The 20,337-nt window shown below is 62.2% G+C and carries 19 protein-coding genes, 1 tRNA gene and 1 pseudogene; 4 read left to right on the forward strand and 17 right to left on the reverse strand.

Going from position 1 to position 20,337, the window contains the following annotated elements:
- From nuoH to RMO23_RS18790, 16 genes are all read right to left on the reverse strand, one after another.
- A partial coding sequence (gene nuoH / locus RMO23_RS18715) for an NADH-quinone oxidoreductase subunit NuoH (RefSeq protein WP_309684458.1) occupies positions 1-1,070 on the reverse strand: 1,070 nt, incomplete at its 3' end.
- Positions 1,067-3,223, reverse strand: coding sequence for an NADH-quinone oxidoreductase subunit NuoG (gene nuoG / locus RMO23_RS18720; protein WP_309684460.1), 2,157 nt, complete (start codon positions 3,221-3,223; stop codon positions 1,067-1,069). The genes nuoH and nuoG, both read right to left, overlap by 4 nt.
- A 19-nt stretch (positions 3,224-3,242) precedes the next feature.
- Positions 3,243-4,676, reverse strand: coding sequence for an NADH-quinone oxidoreductase subunit NuoF (gene nuoF, locus RMO23_RS18725; RefSeq protein ID WP_309684462.1), 1,434 nt, complete (start codon positions 4,674-4,676; stop codon positions 3,243-3,245).
- 3 nt (positions 4,677-4,679) lie between these two features.
- Positions 4,680-5,201, reverse strand: coding sequence for an NADH-quinone oxidoreductase subunit NuoE (gene nuoE / locus RMO23_RS18730; RefSeq protein WP_309684465.1), 522 nt, complete (start codon positions 5,199-5,201; stop codon positions 4,680-4,682).
- Between the two features lie 28 nt (positions 5,202-5,229).
- Positions 5,230-6,483: an NADH-quinone oxidoreductase subunit D gene (locus tag RMO23_RS18735; RefSeq protein ID WP_309684467.1), complete on the reverse strand. Its 1,254-nt coding sequence runs from the start codon at positions 6,481-6,483 to the stop codon at positions 5,230-5,232.
- A 107-nt stretch (positions 6,484-6,590) separates the two neighbouring features.
- Positions 6,591-7,208, reverse strand: coding sequence for an NADH-quinone oxidoreductase subunit C (locus RMO23_RS18740; protein ID WP_309684470.1), 618 nt, complete (start codon positions 7,206-7,208; stop codon positions 6,591-6,593).
- A complete protein-coding gene (locus tag RMO23_RS18745) occupies positions 7,208-7,687 on the reverse strand; it encodes an NADH-quinone oxidoreductase subunit B family protein (protein ID WP_096665943.1) in 480 nt (159 codons plus the stop codon). The genes RMO23_RS18740 and RMO23_RS18745 overlap by 1 nt, the downstream gene beginning before the upstream one ends.
- A gap of 51 nt (positions 7,688-7,738) precedes the next feature.
- Complete coding sequence (locus tag RMO23_RS18750) at positions 7,739-8,098, reverse strand: NADH-quinone oxidoreductase subunit A (RefSeq protein ID WP_309684481.1); 360 nt, start codon at positions 8,096-8,098, stop codon at positions 7,739-7,741.
- 95 nt (positions 8,099-8,193) lie between these two features.
- A tRNA-Leu gene (locus tag RMO23_RS18755) sits at positions 8,194-8,278 on the reverse strand.
- Between the two features lie 116 nt (positions 8,279-8,394).
- The gene (secG, locus tag RMO23_RS18760) at positions 8,395-8,814 is read right to left on the reverse strand and encodes a preprotein translocase subunit SecG (RefSeq protein ID WP_309684482.1); all 420 of its coding nucleotides are present in this window, start codon (positions 8,812-8,814) and stop codon (positions 8,395-8,397) included.
- Between the two features lie 33 nt (positions 8,815-8,847).
- The gene (gene tpiA / locus RMO23_RS18765; RefSeq protein WP_309684487.1) at positions 8,848-9,606 is read right to left on the reverse strand and encodes a triose-phosphate isomerase; all 759 of its coding nucleotides are present in this window, start codon (positions 9,604-9,606) and stop codon (positions 8,848-8,850) included.
- Positions 9,607-9,617: 11 nt separating this feature from the next.
- Positions 9,618-10,604: an NAD(P)H-quinone oxidoreductase gene (locus tag RMO23_RS18770; protein ID WP_309684490.1), complete on the reverse strand. Its 987-nt coding sequence runs from the start codon at positions 10,602-10,604 to the stop codon at positions 9,618-9,620.
- 79 nt (positions 10,605-10,683) lie between these two features.
- On the reverse strand, positions 10,684-12,795 hold the full coding sequence (pnp, locus tag RMO23_RS18775; protein ID WP_309684491.1) for a polyribonucleotide nucleotidyltransferase: 2,112 nt from the start codon (positions 12,793-12,795) through the stop codon (positions 10,684-10,686).
- Positions 12,796-13,004: 209 nt separating this feature from the next.
- Complete coding sequence (rpsO, locus tag RMO23_RS18780; RefSeq protein WP_309684494.1) at positions 13,005-13,271, reverse strand: 30S ribosomal protein S15; 267 nt, start codon at positions 13,269-13,271, stop codon at positions 13,005-13,007.
- Between the two features lie 123 nt (positions 13,272-13,394).
- A complete protein-coding gene (locus tag RMO23_RS18785) occupies positions 13,395-14,600 on the reverse strand; it encodes a pyridoxal phosphate-dependent aminotransferase (protein WP_309684506.1) in 1,206 nt (401 codons plus the stop codon).
- Positions 14,601-14,621: 21 nt separating this feature from the next.
- Complete coding sequence (locus RMO23_RS18790) at positions 14,622-15,935, reverse strand: branched-chain amino acid ABC transporter substrate-binding protein (protein WP_405041637.1); 1,314 nt, start codon at positions 15,933-15,935, stop codon at positions 14,622-14,624.
- A gap of 140 nt (positions 15,936-16,075) precedes the next feature.
- Here RMO23_RS18790 and RMO23_RS18795 point away from each other — a divergent pair, with 140 nt between their 5' ends.
- Positions 16,076-16,456 carry an Hsp20/alpha crystallin family protein gene (locus RMO23_RS18795; RefSeq protein WP_309684495.1) on the forward strand — a complete coding sequence of 127 codons (381 nt, stop codon included), beginning with the start codon at positions 16,076-16,078 and terminating at the stop codon, positions 16,454-16,456.
- Between the two features lie 22 nt (positions 16,457-16,478).
- Here the strand turns inward: RMO23_RS18795 and tsaD are convergent, their stop codons facing one another.
- On the reverse strand, positions 16,479-17,522 hold the full coding sequence (gene tsaD / locus RMO23_RS18800; protein WP_309684496.1) for a tRNA (adenosine(37)-N6)-threonylcarbamoyltransferase complex transferase subunit TsaD: 1,044 nt from the start codon (positions 17,520-17,522) through the stop codon (positions 16,479-16,481).
- A 52-nt stretch (positions 17,523-17,574) separates the two neighbouring features.
- On the opposite strand from tsaD, the gene RMO23_RS18805 reads away from it, so the two are divergent.
- From RMO23_RS18805 to RMO23_RS18815, 3 genes and pseudogenes are all read left to right on the forward strand, one after another.
- Positions 17,575-18,207 (forward strand): ANTAR domain-containing protein, encoded by a 633-nt coding sequence (locus RMO23_RS18805; protein ID WP_309684498.1) that lies wholly within the window; start codon positions 17,575-17,577, stop codon positions 18,205-18,207.
- Between the two features lie 364 nt (positions 18,208-18,571).
- Positions 18,572-19,816 (forward strand): CmpA/NrtA family ABC transporter substrate-binding protein, encoded by a 1,245-nt coding sequence (locus RMO23_RS18810; protein WP_309684501.1) that lies wholly within the window; start codon positions 18,572-18,574, stop codon positions 19,814-19,816.
- A 45-nt stretch (positions 19,817-19,861) separates the two neighbouring features.
- Positions 19,862-20,337, forward strand: a pseudogene (locus RMO23_RS18815) (nitrate ABC transporter, permease protein); the annotation flags it as partial.

Here is a 20,337-nt window from a genome sequence, read left to right on the forward strand (position 1 = left end):
TTCCAGATGTTGTAAGGGGTCTGCATCCAGGCCCCGACGACCACCAGCCAGACCAGGGTCACGGGGATGAAGATCTTCCAGCCGAGCCGCATGATCTGGTCATAACGGAAACGCGGGAAGGTGGCGCGCACCCACAAAAACATGGTCACGACGACGAAGGTCTTGAGACCGAGCCAGATCCAGCCCGGAATGAAGCTTAAAAATTCCACCGGTGGCAGCCAGCCGCCCAGGAACAGCAGCACGGCCAGGATGGCGACCAGCCACATGTTGGCGTATTCGGCCAGGAAGAACATGGCAAACGCCATGCCGGAATACTCGACCATGTGACCGGCCACGATCTCGGATTCGCCCTCCACCACGTCAAACGGGTGGCGGTTGGTTTCAGCCAGGCCGGAGATGAAATACACCACAAAAATCGGCAGCAGGGGCAGCCAGTTCCATGACAGGAAGGTCAATCCGTTGCTGGCCGCCATGCCCCTGCCCTGGCTCATGACGATGTCGGTCATGTTCAGGCTGCCCGACACCATCAGCACCACCACCAGGCAAAAGCCCATGGCGATTTCGTAGCTCACCATCTGCGCCGATGCCCGCATGGCACCCAAGAAAGCATATTTGGAGTTCGACGCCCAACCCGCAATGATCACGCCATAGACTTCCATGGAGGTGATGGCCATCAAAAACAGCAGGCCGGCATTGATGTTGGCCAGCGCCACATCGGGACCGAAAGGAATGACCGCCCAGGCAGCCAGTGCCGGCATGATGGTCATGATCGGGCCCAGCACAAACAAACCCTTGCTGGCGGCCGTCGGGATGATGATCTCCTTGGTCAGCAGCTTGAGTGCGTCGGCAATTGGCTGCAGCAGACCAAACGGTCCGACACGGTTGGGACCCAGGCGAATCTGGGTAAAACCAATCGCCTTGCGCTCCCAGAGCGTCAGGTAGGCCACGCAACCCATGAGCGGGAGCAACACACAGACAATCTTGATGAGCGCCCACAATACCGGCCACACCGTGGCTGGCCAGATGCCACCCATCAAACCCTGGCCAAATCCGTAGATGGCATCAATCATGCGGCCACTCCCTCAGCCTTGGCTTCGAGCGCTACGGCTTGCCGCGCATCGGCGGTCAACTGCAGCGAGGTAGCGCGCCTGACGAGGCCGTCAAGCTGGTAAATACGGGCGACAGCGGGCGTCGCACTGGCAGCCTTGGTCAGCGTGACAGCGGCATCGCTTGCATTGCCGAGCCTGCTGGCCGGCAGTTGCGCGCCCTCAGCGCCGGGAATCTGCTTGAGCACATCCTGCGAGGACTCAAAGTCAAACCCGGGCAAACCGAGCAGATTGGCCAGCACACGCAGCACCTTCCAGGCCGGGCGTGTATCACCCAGGGGTTTCACAACGGCATGAAAGCTCTGCACCCGGCCTTCCGCATTGACGAAGGTGCCCGGCGTTTCGGTAAACGGAGCGATCGGCAGCAGCACATCGCTAAAGCTCATGTTGGCCTTGAAAGGACTGAGCGTGACGACCATCTGGGCAGCATTGAGAGTAGCCCTGGCCCTGGCACCAGCGGCCGAATCGAATTCAGGTTCGTTGTTGAGCAACAGCACAGCCTTCAGCTGGCCATCCAGCATCTGACCGGCGTTCAAGCCGGCGCCGCTTGGCATGGCGCCCACCAGTTGTGCGCCAACGGTGTTGGCCGCTTCGGTGAGGTAGCCCACCGCCGCGCCGGTTTGTGCGCCGATCCAGTTGGCCAGTGCCAGCAGACTGGCCGCATTGGCATGGTGCGCCGCGGCGTTGCCCAGCAGCACGGCCTTGCGTTCGCCGCCGAGCAGGGATTTTGCGATGGCCTTGGCCGCATCGCTGGCCTGACCGGCAGCGGGCGCCGCAACGCCCTTTTCGGCGGCAATCGCCGCAGCCACGTCGGCCAGCGACTGCGCCCAGGCGTCGGGGCCCGACAGCAATGCATTGGCCACCGGCATGGCCCAGGCCTCGGCGGAGGCCAGCTCTGCTACTGAATTAATAGCACTCAGCGCACAGCCCTTGCGGACAGACTGCCGAATACGTTGCGCAAACAACGGATGGTCCTTGCGCAGATTGGAGCCCACCACCAGCACGCGCTGCAACTGGGACAGCGACGCAATGGAAGTGCCGAGCCAGCGAACCAAACCGGCCGGCGCAAACTCTGCATGGCGCAGACGGTAGTCAATGTTGTCGCTGCCCAGCCCGCGCATCAGCGCTGCGGCCAGGTGCAACTCTTCGAGGGTGCTGTGCGGGCTAGCCAGAGTGCCAATGCTGGCGGCGCCGTGGTCGGCCTTGACCTGCTTCAGGCCGTTGGCCACGTATTCGAGCGCGGTCTGCCAGTCGACCGTCTTCCATTCGCCGCCCTGCTTGAGCATGGGGCTCAGCAGGCGCTCGTCGCAGTTCAGGGCTTCATACGAAAAGCGGTCGCGGTCGGCAATCCAGCATTCATTGACGTCTTCATTCTCGAGCGGCACCACGCGCATGACCCGGTTGTTCTTGACCTGGACAATCAGGTTGGCACCGGTCGAGTCATGCGGGCTGACCGATTTACGGCGCGACAGCTCCCAGGTGCGGGCGCTGTAGCGGAAAGGCTTGCTGGTCAAGGCGCCAACCGGGCAGATGTCAATCATGTTGCCGGACAGCTCGGAGTCCACCGACATGCCGACAAAGGTTTCAATTTCGGCGTGCTCGCCGCGGTGCGACATGCCAAGCTCCATCACGCCAGCCACTTCCTGGCCAAAGCGTACGCAGCGGGTGCAGTGAATGCAGCGGCTCATCTCTTCCATCGAGATCAGCGGACCGACGTCCTTGTGGAAAACCACGCGTTTTTCTTCTTCATAGCGTGACTCGCCGGCGCCATAGCCCACCGCCAAATCCTGCAACTGGCACTCGCCGCCCTGGTCGCAGATGGGGCAATCGAGCGGGTGATTGATCAGCAAAAACTCCATCACGCCCTTCTGGGCCTTGATGGCTTTGTCATTTTTGGTGTGCACGATCATGCCCTGCGTCACCGGCGTGGCGCAGGCGGGCATGGGCTTGGGCGCTTTTTCAATATCAACCAGGCACATGCGGCAGTTGGCGGCAATGCTGAGCTTCTTGTGATAGCAAAAATGCGGAATATAGGTGCCGGCTTTTTCGGCCGCATGCATGACCGTGCTGCCTTCGAGCACCTCCACCTTTTGACCGTCGAGTTGGATTTCAACCATAGTTCTTTTCTTTGCGCGATCAGGCCTGCACAGCGGCGGCGGCCGGTGCTACGGGGGCCTGAGGGGTCTTCCGAGGCATCATGGCTTCAAACTCATGACGGAAATGCTTGATCATGGCGCGCACCGGCATCGCGGCGGCATCGCCGAGCGCGCAGATGGTGCGGCCCTGGATGTTGTCGGCCACCGAATTGAGCAGGTCCATGTCACTGGGCCGGCCCTGCCCGCGATGGATGCGGTCCACCACACGCCAGAGCCAGCCCGTGCCTTCGCGGCAAGGGGTGCACTGGCCGCAGGACTCGTGCATGTAGAAGTAGGAAAGGCGCTTGAGTGACTCGACCATGCAGCGGCTGTCATCCATGACGATGACCGCACCCGAGCCCAGCATGGAACCCGCCTTGGCAATCGAGTCGTAGTCCATGGTGCATTCCATCATGAGGGACGCGGGCAGCACCGGCGACGAAGAACCACCGGGAATCACGGCCTTGAGGGTTCGGCCCTCTTTGGCATTTTTCACGCCGCCCGCCAGTTCCAGTAACTTGGCGAAAGATGTGCCCATGGGCACTTCGTAGTTGCCGGGCAGTTCAACATCACCCGACACCGAGTAAATCTTGGTGCCGCCATTGTTGGGCTTGCCGCATTCAAGGTAGGCCTGGCCGCCGTTGCGGATAATCCACGGCACCGCGGCAAAGGTCTCGGTGTTGTTGATGGTGGTGGGCTTGCCATACAGGCCAAAACTGGCCGGAAACGGCGGCTTGAAACGCGGCTGGCCTTTTTTGCCTTCGAGCGACTCGAGCAAGGCGGTTTCCTCGCCACAGATGTAGGCGCCAAAACCATGCGAGGCATGGAGTTGGAAACTGAAGTTGCTGCCCAGAATGTTGCTGCCCAGCAGGCCCGCCGCGCGCGCCTCTTCCAGTGCCTCTTCAAAGCGCTGGTAGGTAGCAAAAATCTCGCCGTGAATGTAGTTGTAGCCGACGCTGATGCCCATCGCATAGGCGGCAATCGCCATGCCTTCGATCACGCTGTGCGGGTTGAACTGCATGATGTCGCGGTCTTTGCAGGTGCCCGGCTCGCCTTCGTCGGAATTGCAGACCAGGTACTTCTGGCCCGGAAACTGGCGCGGCATGAAACTCCACTTGAGCCCGGTCGGAAAGCCCGCCCCGCCGCGGCCGCGCAGGCTGCTGGCCTTGACCTCGGCAATCACCTGGTCGGGCGTCATGCCCGCGACTTGCGCATCGCCGGTCGGCGCGGCGCCGTCCAGGCCGAGAATCTTGCGCAAGGCCTGGTAGCCGCCGCGCGCCTCGTAGTCCTTCAGGCGCCAGTTGCTGCCGTCCAGGTCCGCCAGAATTTGCGGATGGATGTGCCGGCCATGAAAACAGGTTTGCACACCCGTGGCGGCAAACTGCGACAGCACGCTCTGCGCCGCGGCATTGGGAGGGTTGCTTGCGAGCGTCATGATTTACTTCGCCTCGGCGGATTGGAGACCATTGATGAGCTGGTCCAGTTTTTCATTGCTCATGAAGCTGCACATGGTGAGGTCGTTGACCAGCATCACCGGCGAATCGGCGCAGGCACCCAGGCATTCGGATTGCTGCAGCGTGAACAGGCCGTCAGCCGTGGTCTGGCCCATGGCAATGCCCAGCTTGTGCTCCAGGTGCTGAAGCGCCTTGGCGCCGTCGCGCAGCTGGCACGGCAAATTGGTGCAGACGTTGAGCTTGTACCTTCCCACCGGACGCTGGTTGTACATGTTGTAGAAGGTGGTGACTTCATGCACCGCAATCGGCGCCATGCCCAGGTAGTCGGCCACCAGCTTTTCGCTCTGTGCGCTGACAAAGCCGAGTTCTTCCTGAACAATCGTCAGGCAGGCCATGACGGCCGACTGCTTCTGGTCCGCAGGGTACTTGGCAACTTCACGCTCGAAACGGCTGAGGGCCTGCGCCGACAACGCCGGCGTGTGCGCTTGGGATGGTTCAGGAATCATGAGCAGATCTTGAGTAGGTTTTCGGTTTTCAGCGGTCGATTTCACCGAACACGATGTCCATGGTGCCGATCACGGCGACTGCATCGGCAATCATGTGGCCGCGCGACATTTCGTCCATGGCCGCCAGGTGCGGAAAACCCGGCGGGCGAATCTTCAGGCGATAGGGCTTGTTGGCGCCATCGCTGACGATATAGATGCCAAACTCGCCCTTGGGATGCTCGACCGCCGCATAGGCCTCGCCTTCGGGCACATGGAAACCTTCGGTGAACAGCTTGAAGTGGTGAATCAGCTCTTCCATGTTGGACTTCATGGATTCGCGGTCGGGCGCGGCCACCTTGTGGTTGCTGGTGATCACCGGGCCGGGGTTGACGCGCAGCCAGTCGACACACTGCTTGATGATGCGGTTGGACTGGCGCATTTCTTCAACGCGCACCAGGTAGCGGTCATAGCAGTCACCGGTCTTGCCCACCGGAATGTCAAAGTCCATGCGGTCATAGACGTCGTATGGCTGCTGCTTGCGCAAGTCCCAGGCAAAGCCGGAGCCGCGCAGCATGGGGCCGGTAAAGCCCAGGTTGAGTGCGCGCTCTGGCGACACCACGCCAACCCCCACGGTACGCTGCTTCCAGATGCGGTTGTCGGTCAGCAGCGTTTCATATTCGTCCACCAGGCCGGGAAAGCGGGCGACATAGTCATCGATGAAATCGAGCAGCGAGCCCTGGCGGTTTTCGTTCAGCGCGTCAATCGCCTTGGCGTTCTTGATCTTGCTGACCCGGTACTGCGGCATGGCGTCGGGCAGGTCACGGTAGACGCCGCCCGGACGGAAGTAAGCCGCATGCATGCGCGCGCCCGACACGGCCTCGTACATGTCAAACAGTGCCTCGCGTTCACGGAAGCAGTAAATCAGGATATTCATCGCGCCGCAGTCAAAGCCATGTGCACCCAGCCACAGCAGGTGGTTGAGCAAACGCGTGATCTCGGCAAACATCACCCGGATGTACTGGGCGCGCTCGGGCACATCCACGCCCAGCAGTTTTTCAATCGCCAGGCAGTAGGCCTGCTCGTTGGACATCATCGACACATAGTCAAGGCGGTCCATGTAGGGCAGCGACTGGATGTAAGTCTTGCTTTCGGCCAGTTTTTCGGTGGCGCGGTGCAAGAGGCCGATGTGCGGGTCGGCGCGCTGGATGACCTCGCCATCAAGTTCGAGCACCAGGCGCAAAACACCGTGCGCCGCAGGATGCTGCGGTCCAAAATTGAGCGTGTAGTTTTTGATTTCAGCCATGGTCTACCAGATTTTTACAGTGCTGATGCCGCCGCGCCGGGCCGCCCCAAGCAAGGCAACGCCGCCTAGGGGGGCAGCGAAGTACACGAAGTGGCGCGCGTGGGGGCTCATTGAACCCCACCGTAATTGTCTTCACGGATCACGCGCGGGGTGATCTCGCGGGGCTCAATGGTGACTGGCTGATAGATCACGCGCTTTTGTTCGGCGTCGTAGCGCATTTCGACATGGCCGCTGGTCGGGAAATCCTTGCGGAACGGATGGCCGATAAAGCCATAGTCGGTCAGGATACGGCGCAGGTCGTTGTGGCCTTCAAAAACGATGCCAAACAGATCGAACGCCTCACGCTCAAACCAGTTGACCGAGTTCCAGATGCCATTGACCGAGTCAATGACCGGAAAATCATCATCAGGGCAAAACACCTTGAGCCGCACCCGCTGGTTCAGGCTGACCGACAGCAGGTGCGACACCACGCAGTAGCGCAGGCCGTCGTGCCGGCCGTCCTTGTACTCCGAATAATCGACGCCGCACAAGTCAATCAGCTGCTCGAACTGGCAGCCCGGCGCATCACGCAACAGGTTTGCCACCGCCAGATAATCGGCCGCCGCCACGCTGAGCGTGACCTCGCCCAGAGCAATCCGGATGTCTTTGGCCTTGTCGCCCAGCACGGCGGCCAGGGTCTCGCCGAGCTGCTGCGCGGACGCAGGAGAAGAAGCAGAGGACGGCATCAGGCCCTCGCAATCGTGTTGGTGCGGCGGATTTTTTGCTGCAGCTGGATGATGCCGTAGAGCAGCGCCTCGGCCGTGGGCGGGCAGCCCGGCACATAGACATCGACCGGCACGATGCGGTCGCAACCGCGAACCACCGAGTAGCTGTAGTGGTAATAGCCGCCACCGTTGGCGCAGGAGCCCATGGACAGCACCCAGCGCGGCTCCGACATCTGGTCATAGACCTTGCGCAGCGCCGGCCCCATCTTGTTGCACAGCGTTCCGGCCACGATCATCAGGTCGGACTGGCGCGGGCTGGGCCGAAACAGCATGCCAAAGCGGTCAATGTCGTAACGCGCGGCACCGGCATGCATCATTTCAACCGCGCAGCAGGCCAGACCAAAAGTCATGGGCCAAAGCGAGCCGGTCTTGGCCCAGTTGACCACCGAGTCGTAACTCGTGGTCATGAAGCCTTCGTTGAAAACACCTTCAAGTGACATACCCGAACCTTTTTGGCAAACTTTTCAGCAGAGAATCCGGCGAGGATTGTCCTATTCCCAGTCCAGCGCACCCTTTTTCCACTCGTAGACAAAGCCCACAACCAGAATGCCGAGGAAAACCATGACCGACCAGAAACCCACCGCGCCGATGTCCTTGAGCGCGACCGCCCACGGAAAAAGAAACGCAATCTCAAGGTCAAAAAGAATGAAGAGAATCGCCACCAGGTAGTAGCGCACATCAAACTTCATGCGGGCGTCTTCAAACGCCTCGAAGCCGCATTCGTAGGGAGAATTTTTTTCACTGTCGGGGCGCACCGGACCCAGCAGACGACCCAGCACCTGGGGCACGACGCCGACACCCACACCGACCAGAATAAACAGAAGTACGGGAAGGTATTGATCGAGGTTCATCGTGGATTCAACTCCTGGAAACCGCTTGCGCGGCTCGTACCAGTTTGCCGTTGTTGTCGGCCGCATCGCCGGAGCGTTGCTGCCGATGCTTTATCTGGTGCGGACGGCGAGACTCGAACTCGCACACCTTTCGGCACTACCCCCTCAAGATAGCGTGTCTACCAATTTCACCACGTCCGCGGTATTTAGCTGCCTGGATGGCATGAGGAAACCTTGCGGTTTTAGGCTTTCCAGACAGTCTTAGAGTTTACCCTGAAAATGCATCGCTCCCGGCTGGGCGCGACACCTAAATCAGCTTATTTCGTCGGGATCTGCGCGGCGCCGGAGGCGGCGGGCGCAGGTGGCACAGGCACTGCCGTACCGGCCGATGCAGGTGCCGTGGTGCCAGGAATCTGTGCCGCCCCGGACGCAGCCGGCGCCGGTGCGGGCGCTGTGACGGCGGCGCCTTCCAGCACGCTGGAGCCGGCGCTGCGCGGCTGCGCGTTGCCAAAATAGGCCAGCAACAGGGTCGAGGCAAAGAACAGGGCGGCCAGCACGCCCGTGCTGCGCGACAGGAAGTTGGCGCTGCCGCTGGCGCCAAACAGGCTGCCCGAACCACCGCTGCCAAATGCAGCGCCCATGTCGGCACCCTTGCCGTGCTGGACCAGGATCAGGCCAATCATGGCCAGCGCCGACAGCATCTGCACAGCAAGGACAACAGTCAAAACAACGTTCATATCTACTCCTAATTTAATAGCGGTCTGCGCCCGTTATACGTGGGCTGCAGCAATAATTGTCAAAAAATCCGGGGCTTTGAGCGAGGCGCCGCCAATCAGGCCCCCGTCAATATCGGGCTGCGCCAGCAGCGTTGCCGCGTTGGCCGCATTCATGCTGCCGCCGTACAGAATCTTCACTCGCGCAGACTGGTCGGTCGCGGCCTTGAGCTGCGCCCGCAGCACCGCATGCACCGCCTGCGCCTCATCGGGCGACGCGGTTTTGCCGGTGCCAATGGCCCAGACCGGCTCGTAAGCGACCACGATCTCGCTGATGCAGTGGCCGTTGGTGTGAATCACCGCGGCCAGCTGGCGCTTGACCACTTCTTCGGTGTGACCGGCTTCGCGCTCGACCAGCGTTTCGCCGACGCAGACGATAGGCGTGATGCCCGCGGCCAGCGCCGCCCGGGCTTTGTCGGCCACCAGTGCATCGGTTTCGCCGTGGTATTGACGGCGCTCGGAATGGCCGACGATCGCGTAGCGGCAGCCGAGCTCTTTCAGCATCGCCGCAGAGACCTCTCCGGTGTACGCGCCCGCGGCCTGCGCCGACACATCCTGCGCCCCCACGTCGATGGCCGACAGCCCAGGCAGGCTGGATTTCAGCGTCTGAAGCTGCGCCAGATAAGGCGCCGGCACGCAGACCGCCACCTCACAGGCCGGCTTGACCGCCAGGCCCTGCGCGAGCGCCGCCAGCAAGGCTTCGTTGGCAGCCAGGCTGCCATTCATCTTCCAGTTTCCCGCAATCAGCTTTTTCATAAAGGGAACGCTTACCAGGTTAAAACGATTTTTCCAACATGCTGGTTGGACTCCATCAGCGTGTGCGCCTTCGCTGCATCCGCGGCCGCAAAGGTACTGTGAATCACTGGCTTGATGGCGCCGCTGGCCAGCAGCGGCCAGATTCTTTCCTTCAGTGCCTGGGCAATCGCGGCTTTGAAGTCAAGCGAGCGGGGACGCAGTGTGGAGCCGGTAATCGTCAGGCGCTTGCGCAACACCAGGCCGGCATTGAACTCGGCCTTGATGCCGCCCTGCACCGCGATGATGACCATGCGGCCATCCTCGGCCAGGCATTCGACCTCGCGCACCACGTAGCTGCCGGCCACCATGTCGAGAATGACGTTGACGCCTTGGCCGCTGGTCAGCCTTTTGACCTCTTCTGCGAAGTCAGTGGCGCGGTAATTGATCGCATGGTCGGCGCCCAGCGCCACACAGGCCGCGCATTTGTCGTCGCTGCCAGCGGTGACCAGCACCGTGGCGCCCAGCGCCTTGGCCATCTGGATCGCCGTCACGCCGATGCCGCTGGAGCCGCCCTGGATCAACAGGGTCTCGCCCTTTTGCAGCCGCGCGCGCTCAAATACATTGCTCCAGACCGTGAAGAAGGTCTCGGGCAGCGAGGCTGCCTCAATATCCGTCAGGCCGGCAGGCACCGGCAGGCATTGCCCGACCGGCGCGACGCACAGTTCGGCATAGCCACCGCCCGCCACCAGCGCGCAGACGCGGTCGCCCACCCTGAAACCGGCCGCCGCCATCGCCCCGGCATCGCCAGAGACAATCTCGCCAGCCACTTCGAGTCCCGGAATATCGGATGCACCCGGCGGCACCGGGTAGTTGCCGGTGCGCTGCAGCACGTCAGGCCGGTTCACACCGCTGGCGCGCACGCGAATCAGCAACTCGCCCGCCGCCGCCACCGGTTCGGCGCGCGCACCCAAGCGCAGCACGTCAGGCGCGCCATAGGAGGTGATTTCAACGGCTTTCATGAGGTTTCCCCGATTAATTTGTGCCGCCAGCCCTTATTCAATGGACGCTGGCAGCTACAAAATCAATAGCAGATGAGAATCAATCCTGATATTGCGCAGGACGGTCGAGTAGCGCTTTCATCGACAGCTTGACGCGGCCTTTTTCGTCGGTTTCCAGAACCTTGACCTTGACGATCTGGCCTTCGCTCAGGTAGTCGGTGACGCGCTCGACACGCTCGTGCGCGATCTGGCTGATGTGCAGCAGGCCGTCTTTGCCGGGCAGCAGGTTGACCAGCGCGCCAAAGTCCAGAATCTTGGTGATCGCGCCTTCATAAACCTTGCCGATTTCGACCTCGGCGGTGATCTCGGCGATGCGGCGCTTGGCTTCGTCAGCCTTGGCACTGTCGTTCGACGCGATGGTGATGGTGCCATCTTCCTCGATGTTGATCTGCGTGCCGGTTTCTTCGGTCAGCGCGCGGATGACGGCGCCGCCCTTGCCGATCACGTCACGGATCTTCTCGGGGTTGATCTTCATCACATACAGGCGCGGGGCGAAGTCGGAGACTTCGGCCTTGGCCTCGCCCATGGCTTCCTGCATCTTGCCCAGAATGTGCATGCGGGCTTCCTTGGCCTGGGCCAGTGCGACCTGCATGATCTCCTTGGTGATGCCCTGGATCTTGATGTCCATCTGCAGCGCGGTGATGCCGAAGGTGGTACCGGCGACCTTGAAGTCCATGTCGCCCAGATGATCCTCGTCACCCAGGATGTCGGTCAGCACGGCAAAGCGGTTGTCATCCTTGATCAGGCCCATGGCGATACCGGCCACGTGCGCTTTCATCGGCACGCCAGCGTCCATCAGCGACAGGCAGCCGCCGCAGACCGAAGCCATCGACGAGGAGCCGTTGGACTCGGTGATCTCGCTGACCACGCGCATGGTGTACGGAAACTCTTCCTTGGTCGGCAGCACGGCAATCAGCGCGCGCTTGGCGAGGCGGCCGTGGCCGATTTCGCGGCGCTTTGGCGATCCGACGCGGCCGGTTTCGCCGGTGGCGAACGGAGGCATGTTGTAGTGCAGCATGAAGCGGTCTTCATAGTCGCCCGACAGCGCGTCGATGCGCTGCGCATCGCGCTCGGTGCCCAGCGTGGTCACGACCAGCGCCTGGGTTTCACCACGCGTGAACAGGGCCGAGCCGTGGGTGCGCGGCAGCACGCTGTTGCGGATCTCAATCGGGCGCACGGTGCGGGTGTCGCGGCCGTCAATACGCGGGTCGCCGGCCAGGATCTGGCTGCGCACGATTTTGGCTTCAATGTCGAACAACATGCCATCCACCGCCACGCTGTCGAATTCGACACCCTCGGCCTTCAGGCCCATTTTGGTCCAGGTGGTCACTTCACGCGTGGCGTGGGTGCGGGCCTGCTTGTTGCGAATCTGGTAGGCGGCAGCCAGCTTCTCCTGGGCCAGCGCACCGACCTTGGCGATCAGCACTTCGTCCTTGGCCGGCGCACGCCAGTCCCAGACCGGCTTGCCAGCGTCACGAACCAGTTCGTGAATTGCGTTGATGGCGATGTTGCCCTGCTCATGGCCAAACACGATGGCGCCGAGCATGATTTCTTCGGACAGTTGCTTGGCTTCGGACTCGACCATCAGCACGGCGGCTTCGGTGCCGGCGACGACCAGATCCATGCTGGAATCCTTGAGCTGGGTCTTGCCGGGGTTCAGCACGTACTGGCCGTCGATGTAGGCGACGCGGGCGGCGCCAATCGGGCCGTTGAACGGAATGCCCGAAATGGCCAGCGCGGCGCTCGATGCGATCAGCGCGGGAATGTCGCCTTCGACTTCAGGGTTCAGCGACACCACATGAATGACGACCTGCACTTCATTGAAGAAGCCTTCGGGAAACAGCGGGCGAATCGGGCGGTCGATCAGGCGCGAGGTCAGGGTCTCGAATTCGCTGGGGCGGCCTTCGCGCTTGAAAAAGCTGCCGGGAATGCGGCCGGCGGCATAGGTTTTTTCGAGGTAGTCAACGGTCAGCGGAAAGAAGTCCTGGCCGGGCTTGGCATCGGTTTTGGCAACCACGGTGGCCAGCACCACGGTGCCGTCCATGTCCAGCAGTACGGCACCGCCGGCCTGACGCGCGATTTCGCCGGTTTCCATGGTGACCTTGTGCTGGCCCCACTGGAAGGATTTGCTGACTTTATTGAAAATGCTCATGTTCTTTTCTCCGCTAATGACAGGCACTTGAGGCAGTGCAGGAGGCCCGGAGCGGCGGCTGGCGAAACACGATGCCATTCCACAAAATGCCTGCAATGCCAGGACTTTTCTTGTGGAATGACACAGCGCGTGCTCGTTTCGCCTTGCTCCGAAGTAAAAAGCGCCTGAGCTAGTGAACTAACTCAGGCGCTTCATATTGGTTTTACCGATTACTTGCGCAGGCCAAGCTTGGCAATCAGGGCAACATAACGGGCTGCGTCCCTGGACTTCAGGTAGTCCAGCAGCTTGCGGCGGCGGCTTACCATGCGCAGCAGGCCACGGCGACCGTGGTGATCCTTGGCATGGGTTTTGAAATGGGGCATCAGTTCATTGATGCGGCCGGTCAGCAGGCCGACCTGCACTTCGGGGCTGCCGGTGTCGTTGGCAGCGCGCTGGTTGGCCTGAACGATTTCGGCCTTGATGGATTTTGCAATCATGTTTCTTCCTTTGCACCAGGTGCACTTGCGAGCGATGCAGCGTTCCCACCGTGGGAGTTGGCCGCCTTCGTCGTGTTCTGGCAGGCCGGACTGTGGGTCCATTGCACTGCGCAGAGCCTCGGATTATAGCCCAAGCCAGCGTTCAAGTCGCTGCACGCCCTGCCCCAGCCTGGCCAGATCCTGGCTGGCCATGCACCAGCGCAGCCAGCCCTGAGCCGCTGGCCCCGGATTGACCATGAAAGCGTTGCCCGGTGCCAGCCCCAGCCCGGCCTCCACCACCAGGCGCTTGGCCGTGGCCAGCGAATCGCCAAACCGCGTCTGGTCTTCCAGCCGGAAAAAGGCATACATGCCGCCCTTGGGAGACGTCAGCTGCACGCCAGGCACGGCTTGCAACAATGGCACCAGCGTATCGCGGCAGGTTTTCAGCTGGTTCACCACGCGCGGCGTGATGTCTGCGGCATGCTCAATCGCCACCAGCCCGGCGCGCTGCACAAACACCGGCGCGCAGGAGGTGTTGAACTCGAGCAGCTTGCCCATGTGCAGTGTCATGGCGGGCGGCATCACCAGCCAGCCCAGGCGCCAGCCGGTCATCAGAAAGCTCTTGGAAAAGCTGTTTACAACGACCAGACGGTCTTCAGGCAACGCAATATCCAGAAAGCTGGGCGCAGCGCCATGCGACGTCGGTTCAAAATAAAGCCGCTCATACACCTCGTCGGCCAGAATCCAGGTGCCGGTTTGACGGCAATGCGCCAATATCGCCTCCTGCTCGCCGCGGGCCAGGGTCCAGCCGGTCGGGTTGTTGGGCGCGTTGACGATCAGCAGCCGGGTTTTGGGCGTGATGGCGGCCAGCAACTCGGGCAAATCGAGCTGCCACTGCCCGGCCACGGGTTTCAGGCTCACGCATTTCACCGTGGCGCCCATGATGACGGGCTGCGCCGTCAGGTTGGGCCAGACCGGCGTGACGGCCACCACCTCGTCGCCCGCATCCACCAGCGCCTGCACCGCCAGCATCAGCGCATTGACGCCGCCCGAGGTGACGGCAATGCGCCCGGCGTCAATCGGCGCCGCCCCCGCGCAGCGCAGCGCTGTCGAATAAGCGGCGATGGCGTCGCGCAACTCGGGCAGGCCCAGGTTGTGGCTGTAAAAGGTTTCGCCCTGCCCGAGCGAAGCCGCCGCGGCGTCACGGATCACCAGCGGCGTGACCTCGTCGCTCTCGCCGAACCAGAACTTGAGCACGTCGCCGCGGCCCATGCCCGCATTGGCCACCTGGCGGATCATGGACTCTTCAAGGTTTAAAACGGCTTGCCGCATGTTCGTCTTCGCTTCAATCAATGAGCTTGCTGCCGGGGTTCAGGGCCGCACCATCTTGCAGCTGTGCGGCCGCTCGGCGCGCTGCGGCGCAATGGTCTTGATGACGCGAAAGCCGTAGCCCGAGCCTTCGACGTCAAACTTCACACCGGGCGCGCCCTGCTTGCCCATCATCGCCACCAGCAGCGGCTGCTGAAACTGGTGGTCGGCCGCGCGCATGGCGCCCTGGTGACCTGAAAAATTGACCGTAGCCCGCTCCAGCTGGGCGGCAACCGCTCCTGAATCGATAGCGCCGGCCTTTTCGATGCTTTGCGCCAGGGCTTCGATCATCAGCTGCATGCGCATGTGCACATAGTCGTCCTGCGGCTTGGGAAAACGCTGGCGGAAGGACTGGTAAAAGGCCTCGGACGGCGCGCCGGCGGCATTCGGGAACCAGTCCGCCACCGCAATCACCTTGCCCACGCCGGCATCGCCCAGCGCCGCCGGCACGCCCAGCGCGTTGCCGTAAAAAGTATAGAACTTGCCGTCGTAACCGACTTCCTTGGCGGCCTTGATCAGCAGCGTCAGGTCATTGCCCCAGTTGCCCGTCAGCACGGCCTGCGCGCCGCTGGCCTTGATCTTGACGGCATACGGAATGAAGTCCTTGACGCGGCCCAGCGCATGCAACTCATCACCCACGATCTGCACGTCGGGGCGCTGCACCGCGATCTGCTTGCGCGCCTCGCGCAGCACCGCCTGGCCAAAGCTGTAGTCCTGGCCGATCAGGTAGACGCTTTTCAGCGCCTTGTCGTCCTTCAGCACGTCCATCAGGCCGGCCATGCGCATGTCGGCATGGGCGTCAAAGCGGAAATGCCAGAAGCTGCATTTCTCGTTGGTCAGAATCGGATCGACCGCCGAGTAGTTGAGGAAGATCACCCGCTTGCCCGGCTCGCGCTCATTGTGCTTGTTGATGGCATCGATCAGCACCGCCGCAATGGCCGATGAATTGCCCTGGGCAATCACGGTCACGCCGTCGTCAATCGCCGAGCGCAGCGCGGCCAGCGCTTCCTCACTCTGGCCCTTGTTGTCGTAGCGCTCAATCACCAGGTTGCGGTTGCCGCCGGGCAGCTTGATGCCGCCGCGCGCGTTGACGCGCTCGGTGGCCCACACCAGGTTGCGAAACACGGCTTCGCCGGTGTTGGCAAACGCGCCGGACAGGCTTTCAATCAGGGCGACCCGCACCGGCGGCAACGCGGCGGCAGATGCCGGCGCCGGCACGGTAGGCTGGGCCAGCACGGTGGCCGGACCGCCCAGCGAGAGCGCCAGCGCTAAGGCCGCTCCAGCGCGTTTCAAGAGGGGCGGGTTAAAAATATACATTGCTTGGTTTCCTTGAAAAAGACCTTGGCCAGACCGATGTGGGTTGCATGCGGCAATCACGGTTGAGCGCCGCGAAGTGTACGGGACGGGCTGGAACAAATCCGGTCAATTGTCCCGCTTTAACTGACAAGGAGTTCCCCATGTTTTTCACCCCCGTGGTTCGTCATCGCGCAGCTTCCCCCGCTTTGCGCTCTTTTGACCGCAGTTTCGAGCGCTTCGTCAATGAAGCCCTGGTCAACAGCGCAAAACCCGATGTCCGGCTGACGCAGGACGACAAGGCCTGGACCTTCAGCCTGGACCTGCCCGGCCTGGCCCGGCAAGACCTCAACATCGGCATTGAAGGCAGCGTGGTCCGCATCGACAGCAAGGCCGAGGCCGCGCGCCAGTACAAGGCGGCCTATGAGTTGCCGCAAGAGATCGACGCCGCCGCCAGCAGCGCGAAACTGGAAAACGGCGTGCTGACCGTCACCCTGGCCAAGGCCTTACCCGTCAGCAAAGTGGTTCAGTTGGCTATTCAATAATCAGAAACGCTGCCCGGCAGGTTCAGGCCGGCTCGGGCCGCAATTCCGCCAGACTCCAGCGCGGCTTCACGTCAAAGGTGTAGCCGCGCTGCAGGGTTTCCAGACCCGCTTGCAGCCGCATGCCGGCCGCCAGCGCAATCATGGCGCCGTTGTCGGTGCATAAATGCAGTTCGGGGTAATGCACCCGGATGCCGCGCTGCCGGCACACCGCATTGAGCTGGCTGCGCAGCAAGGCGTTGGCACCCACGCCGCCGGCCACCACCAGGCGCTTGAGCCCGGTCTGCGCCATGGCACTCATCGATTTTTTGACCAGCACCTCGACGATCGCCGCCTGGGTCGAGGCCGCCAGATCGGCCTTGCGGATTTCGAGCTCAGGCCCCAGCTTTTTGGCCTGCGTCAGCACCGCCGTTTTCAGACCGGCAAATGAAAAATCCAGGTTGCCGCTGTGCAGCAGGGGCCGGGGCAGCTTGAAGGCCGCGCCATCGCCCTGCTGCGCCAGTGTGGCCAGATGCGGCCCGCCCGGATAAGGCAGGCCCATCAGCTTGGCCGACTTGTCAAAGGCCTCACCCGCCGCATCGTCAATGGTTTCCCCCAGCAACTCGTAACTGCCGACGCGGTCCACCCGCATCAGCTGGGTGTGCCCGCCCGACACCAGCAGCGCCACGAACGGAAACTCGGGCGGGTCGGCGCTTAAAAAAGGCGACAGCAAATGCCCCTCGAGGTGGTGCACGCCCATCACCGGCTTGCCCAGCGCCGCCGCCATGGCGCAGGCCACCCCGGCGCCCACCAGCAGCGCGCCAGCCAGTCCCGGCCCGCGCGTGTAGGCCACCACATCGACCTGAGCCAGGGTGCGCCGGGCTTCCTTCATCACTTCCTGCGTCAGCGGCAGAACACGCCGGATGTGGTCGCGGCTGGCCAGCTCGGGCACCACGCCGCCAAAGGCCTGGTGCATGTCGATCTGGCTGAACAGGGCATGTGCCAGAAGCCGCGGCACACCCTCGCCCGACGCATCGACCAGCGCCACACCGGTTTCGTCACAACTCGATTCAAATCCCAGTACAAGCATGCTGGAAGTGTAGCCCTCGAACTACTGGCTCAAAACTTGCGTAACCGTGGTCATGACCCCCTCACAGTCCCTGCGCCTGGTCGTGATTGCACCGGACCTGGTCGAATCGGTCGAAGCCAACGCCCACGCCCGTGCGTTGGCCGAGCGCTCGCGCCAGTTGCGCATTGGCCTGCTCGAAAACGGCTACAACCTGGTGGCCGTGCTGCCGGCCGACACCTTTTTGCAGGAGCGGCTGGCCCAGTTGCAGCCCGACATGATCATTGTCGACGCCGAAAGCGAGGCGCGGGACTCGCTGGAGCATGTGGTGATGGCGACCCGCGACGCGCGGCGCCCGATTGTGCTGTTTACCAATGACAACGACACCAGCCACGTCAAGGACGCGGTGGCGGCGGGCGTGTCGGCCTATATCGTGGCCGGCCTGTCGCCCGACCGCATCCGCCCTATCCTGGATGTGGCGATGGCGCGCTTTGAGCACGAGCAGGGCCTGCGGCAAGCGCTGGCCCATGCCCGGACCGAGTTGCAGGAGCGAAAAATCATAGACCGCGCCAAAGGCCTGCTGATGCAGCGCCAGGGCCTGAGCGAGCAGGCCGCCTACGAAAAGCTGCGCAAGGCCGCCATGGACAAGGGTTTGCGCCTCGGTGAAGTGGCCCAGCGCATGCTGGACGTGGCCGACCTGCTCGGTTAGGCCCGTTGCACCCGAATTGGTGCAGTGCACAACTACAGTGCAGCCGCGGGCAACGGCAGATGCCGGTCTGCCAGAGCGGTGAAATGCTATCAAAATAATAGCTGCTTACGCACGTTACACATGGGCTAGCGGCATTTTTTATTGGAAAAACCATAAACCAGGGCCCGCCATTGCATTACTGGCACAGCTTTTGCGTTAACTGAAGCACGGGTCAATGTTGACCTGCGGCAGACAGCTTCAACGGCGAAGCAGGTTCTGCCCCCAAGAACAAAGGCGTTCGCACCCTGCACTCACCCTCACCGGTGGCTGCACGGGTCGAGCGCCTTTTTTGTTTTCGATTTTTTATTTTCTGGAGAAGCTGGACATGACCGAACTGCTGAAATCCTCGCTGACCCGCCGCACCGTGCTGCAGGCCGCCGCCGTCGGTGCCGTCGGCATCAACCCCGCGCTGCGCGCCGCTGTCTATGCCCAGGGCTCCGACGCCCCCGAGAAAAAGGAAGTCAAGATTGGCTTCATTCCGCTGACCGACTGCGCGTCGGTGGTAATGGCCTCGGTGCTGGGCATCGACCAGAAATACGGCGTCAAGATCATCCCCAGCAAGGAGGCCAGCTGGGCCGGCGTGCGCGACAAGCTGGTCAATGGCGAACTCGACTTTGCCCATGTGCTGTACGGCCTGATTTATGGCGTGCACATGGGCACCGCCGGCCCCAAGAAGGACATGGCGGTGCTGATGAACCTCAACAACAACGGCCAGGCGATCACGCTGTCCAAGAAACTGGCCGACAAGGGCGCGGTCGACGGCGCGGGGCTGGCCAAACTGATGGCAAGCGACAAACGCGAATACACTTTTGCCCAGACCTTCCCCACCGGCACCCACGCCATGTGGCTGTATTACTGGATGGCGGCCAACGGCATCAACCCGATGAGCGACGCCAAGGTGATTACCGTGCCGCCACCGCAAATGGTGGCCAACATGCGCGTGGGCAATATGGACGGCTACTGCGTCGGCGAGCCCTGGAACCACCGCGCCATCATCGACGGCATTGGCGTGACCGCGGCCACCACCCAGGACATCTGGCGCGACCACCCCGAAAAGGTACTGGGCACCACGGGCGAGTTCGTCAAAAAATACCCCAACACGGCGCGCGCCGTCACTGCCGCCATCATCGAGGCGGGCAAATGGATCGATGCCAGCCTGGCCAACAAAAACAAGATGGCCGAAACCATTGCCGACAAAAGCTATGTCAACACCAGCGTGGACGCGATCAACCAGCGCATTCTTGGCCGCTACCAGAACGGCATGGGCAAGACCTGGGACGACCCCAACTACATGAAGTTTTTCAACGACGGCGCGGTGAACTTCCCCTACCTGTCCGACGGCATGTGGTTTTTGACCCAGCACAAGCGCTGGGGCCTGATGAAAGAGCACCCCGACTACCTGGCCGTGGCCAGGCAGATCAACCAGATCGATATCTACAAGCAGGCGGCCACCGCTGCCAAGGTCAGCGTACCCAAAGACGTGATGCGCAGCAGCAAGATGCTTGACGGCGTGGTCTGGGACGGCAAAGACCCCAAAAAATACGCCGACGGATTCAAGGTTCACGCCTGAAGTTTCATCGACTCCCTCCATTCAACGACTTAAAGAGGTCACGCCATGGTCAGTGCCGTATTTCACTCCCCGCTGGACGCGCCGGCGCCAGAGCCAACGCCAACAGCGCGCAGTGCTACTAATTCGATAGCTGCCAGCCCGCATTACACCAGGGCCACAGCCCCAAAAGCCTCCAAAGCAGCCACCGCACCGGCCGCCAGACCACCGCGTGATGCCTCGTGGCTCTGGCTGGGCGTGCTGCCACCGCTGCTGGGCCTGGGCCTGCTGGTGCTGGTCTGGGAAATGGTGTCGCTGGGCACGGGCGCCAGCATTCCCTCGCCCAAAGACACCTTTGTGCAGGCGGTGCAGATTTTCAGCGACCCGTTTTACAGCAAGGGGCCGAATGACCAGGGCGTGGGCTGGAACGTGCTGTCTTCGCTCAAGCGCGTGGCGCTGGGCTTTGGCCTGGCGGCCATCGTCGGCATTCCGGCGGGTTTCCTGATTGGGCGCTTCACCTTTTTGAGCCGCATGTTCAACCCGCT

The organism is Polaromonas sp. (assembly GCF_031411155.1).
Taxonomy (GTDB): Bacteria; Pseudomonadota; Gammaproteobacteria; order Burkholderiales; family Burkholderiaceae_C; genus Polaromonas.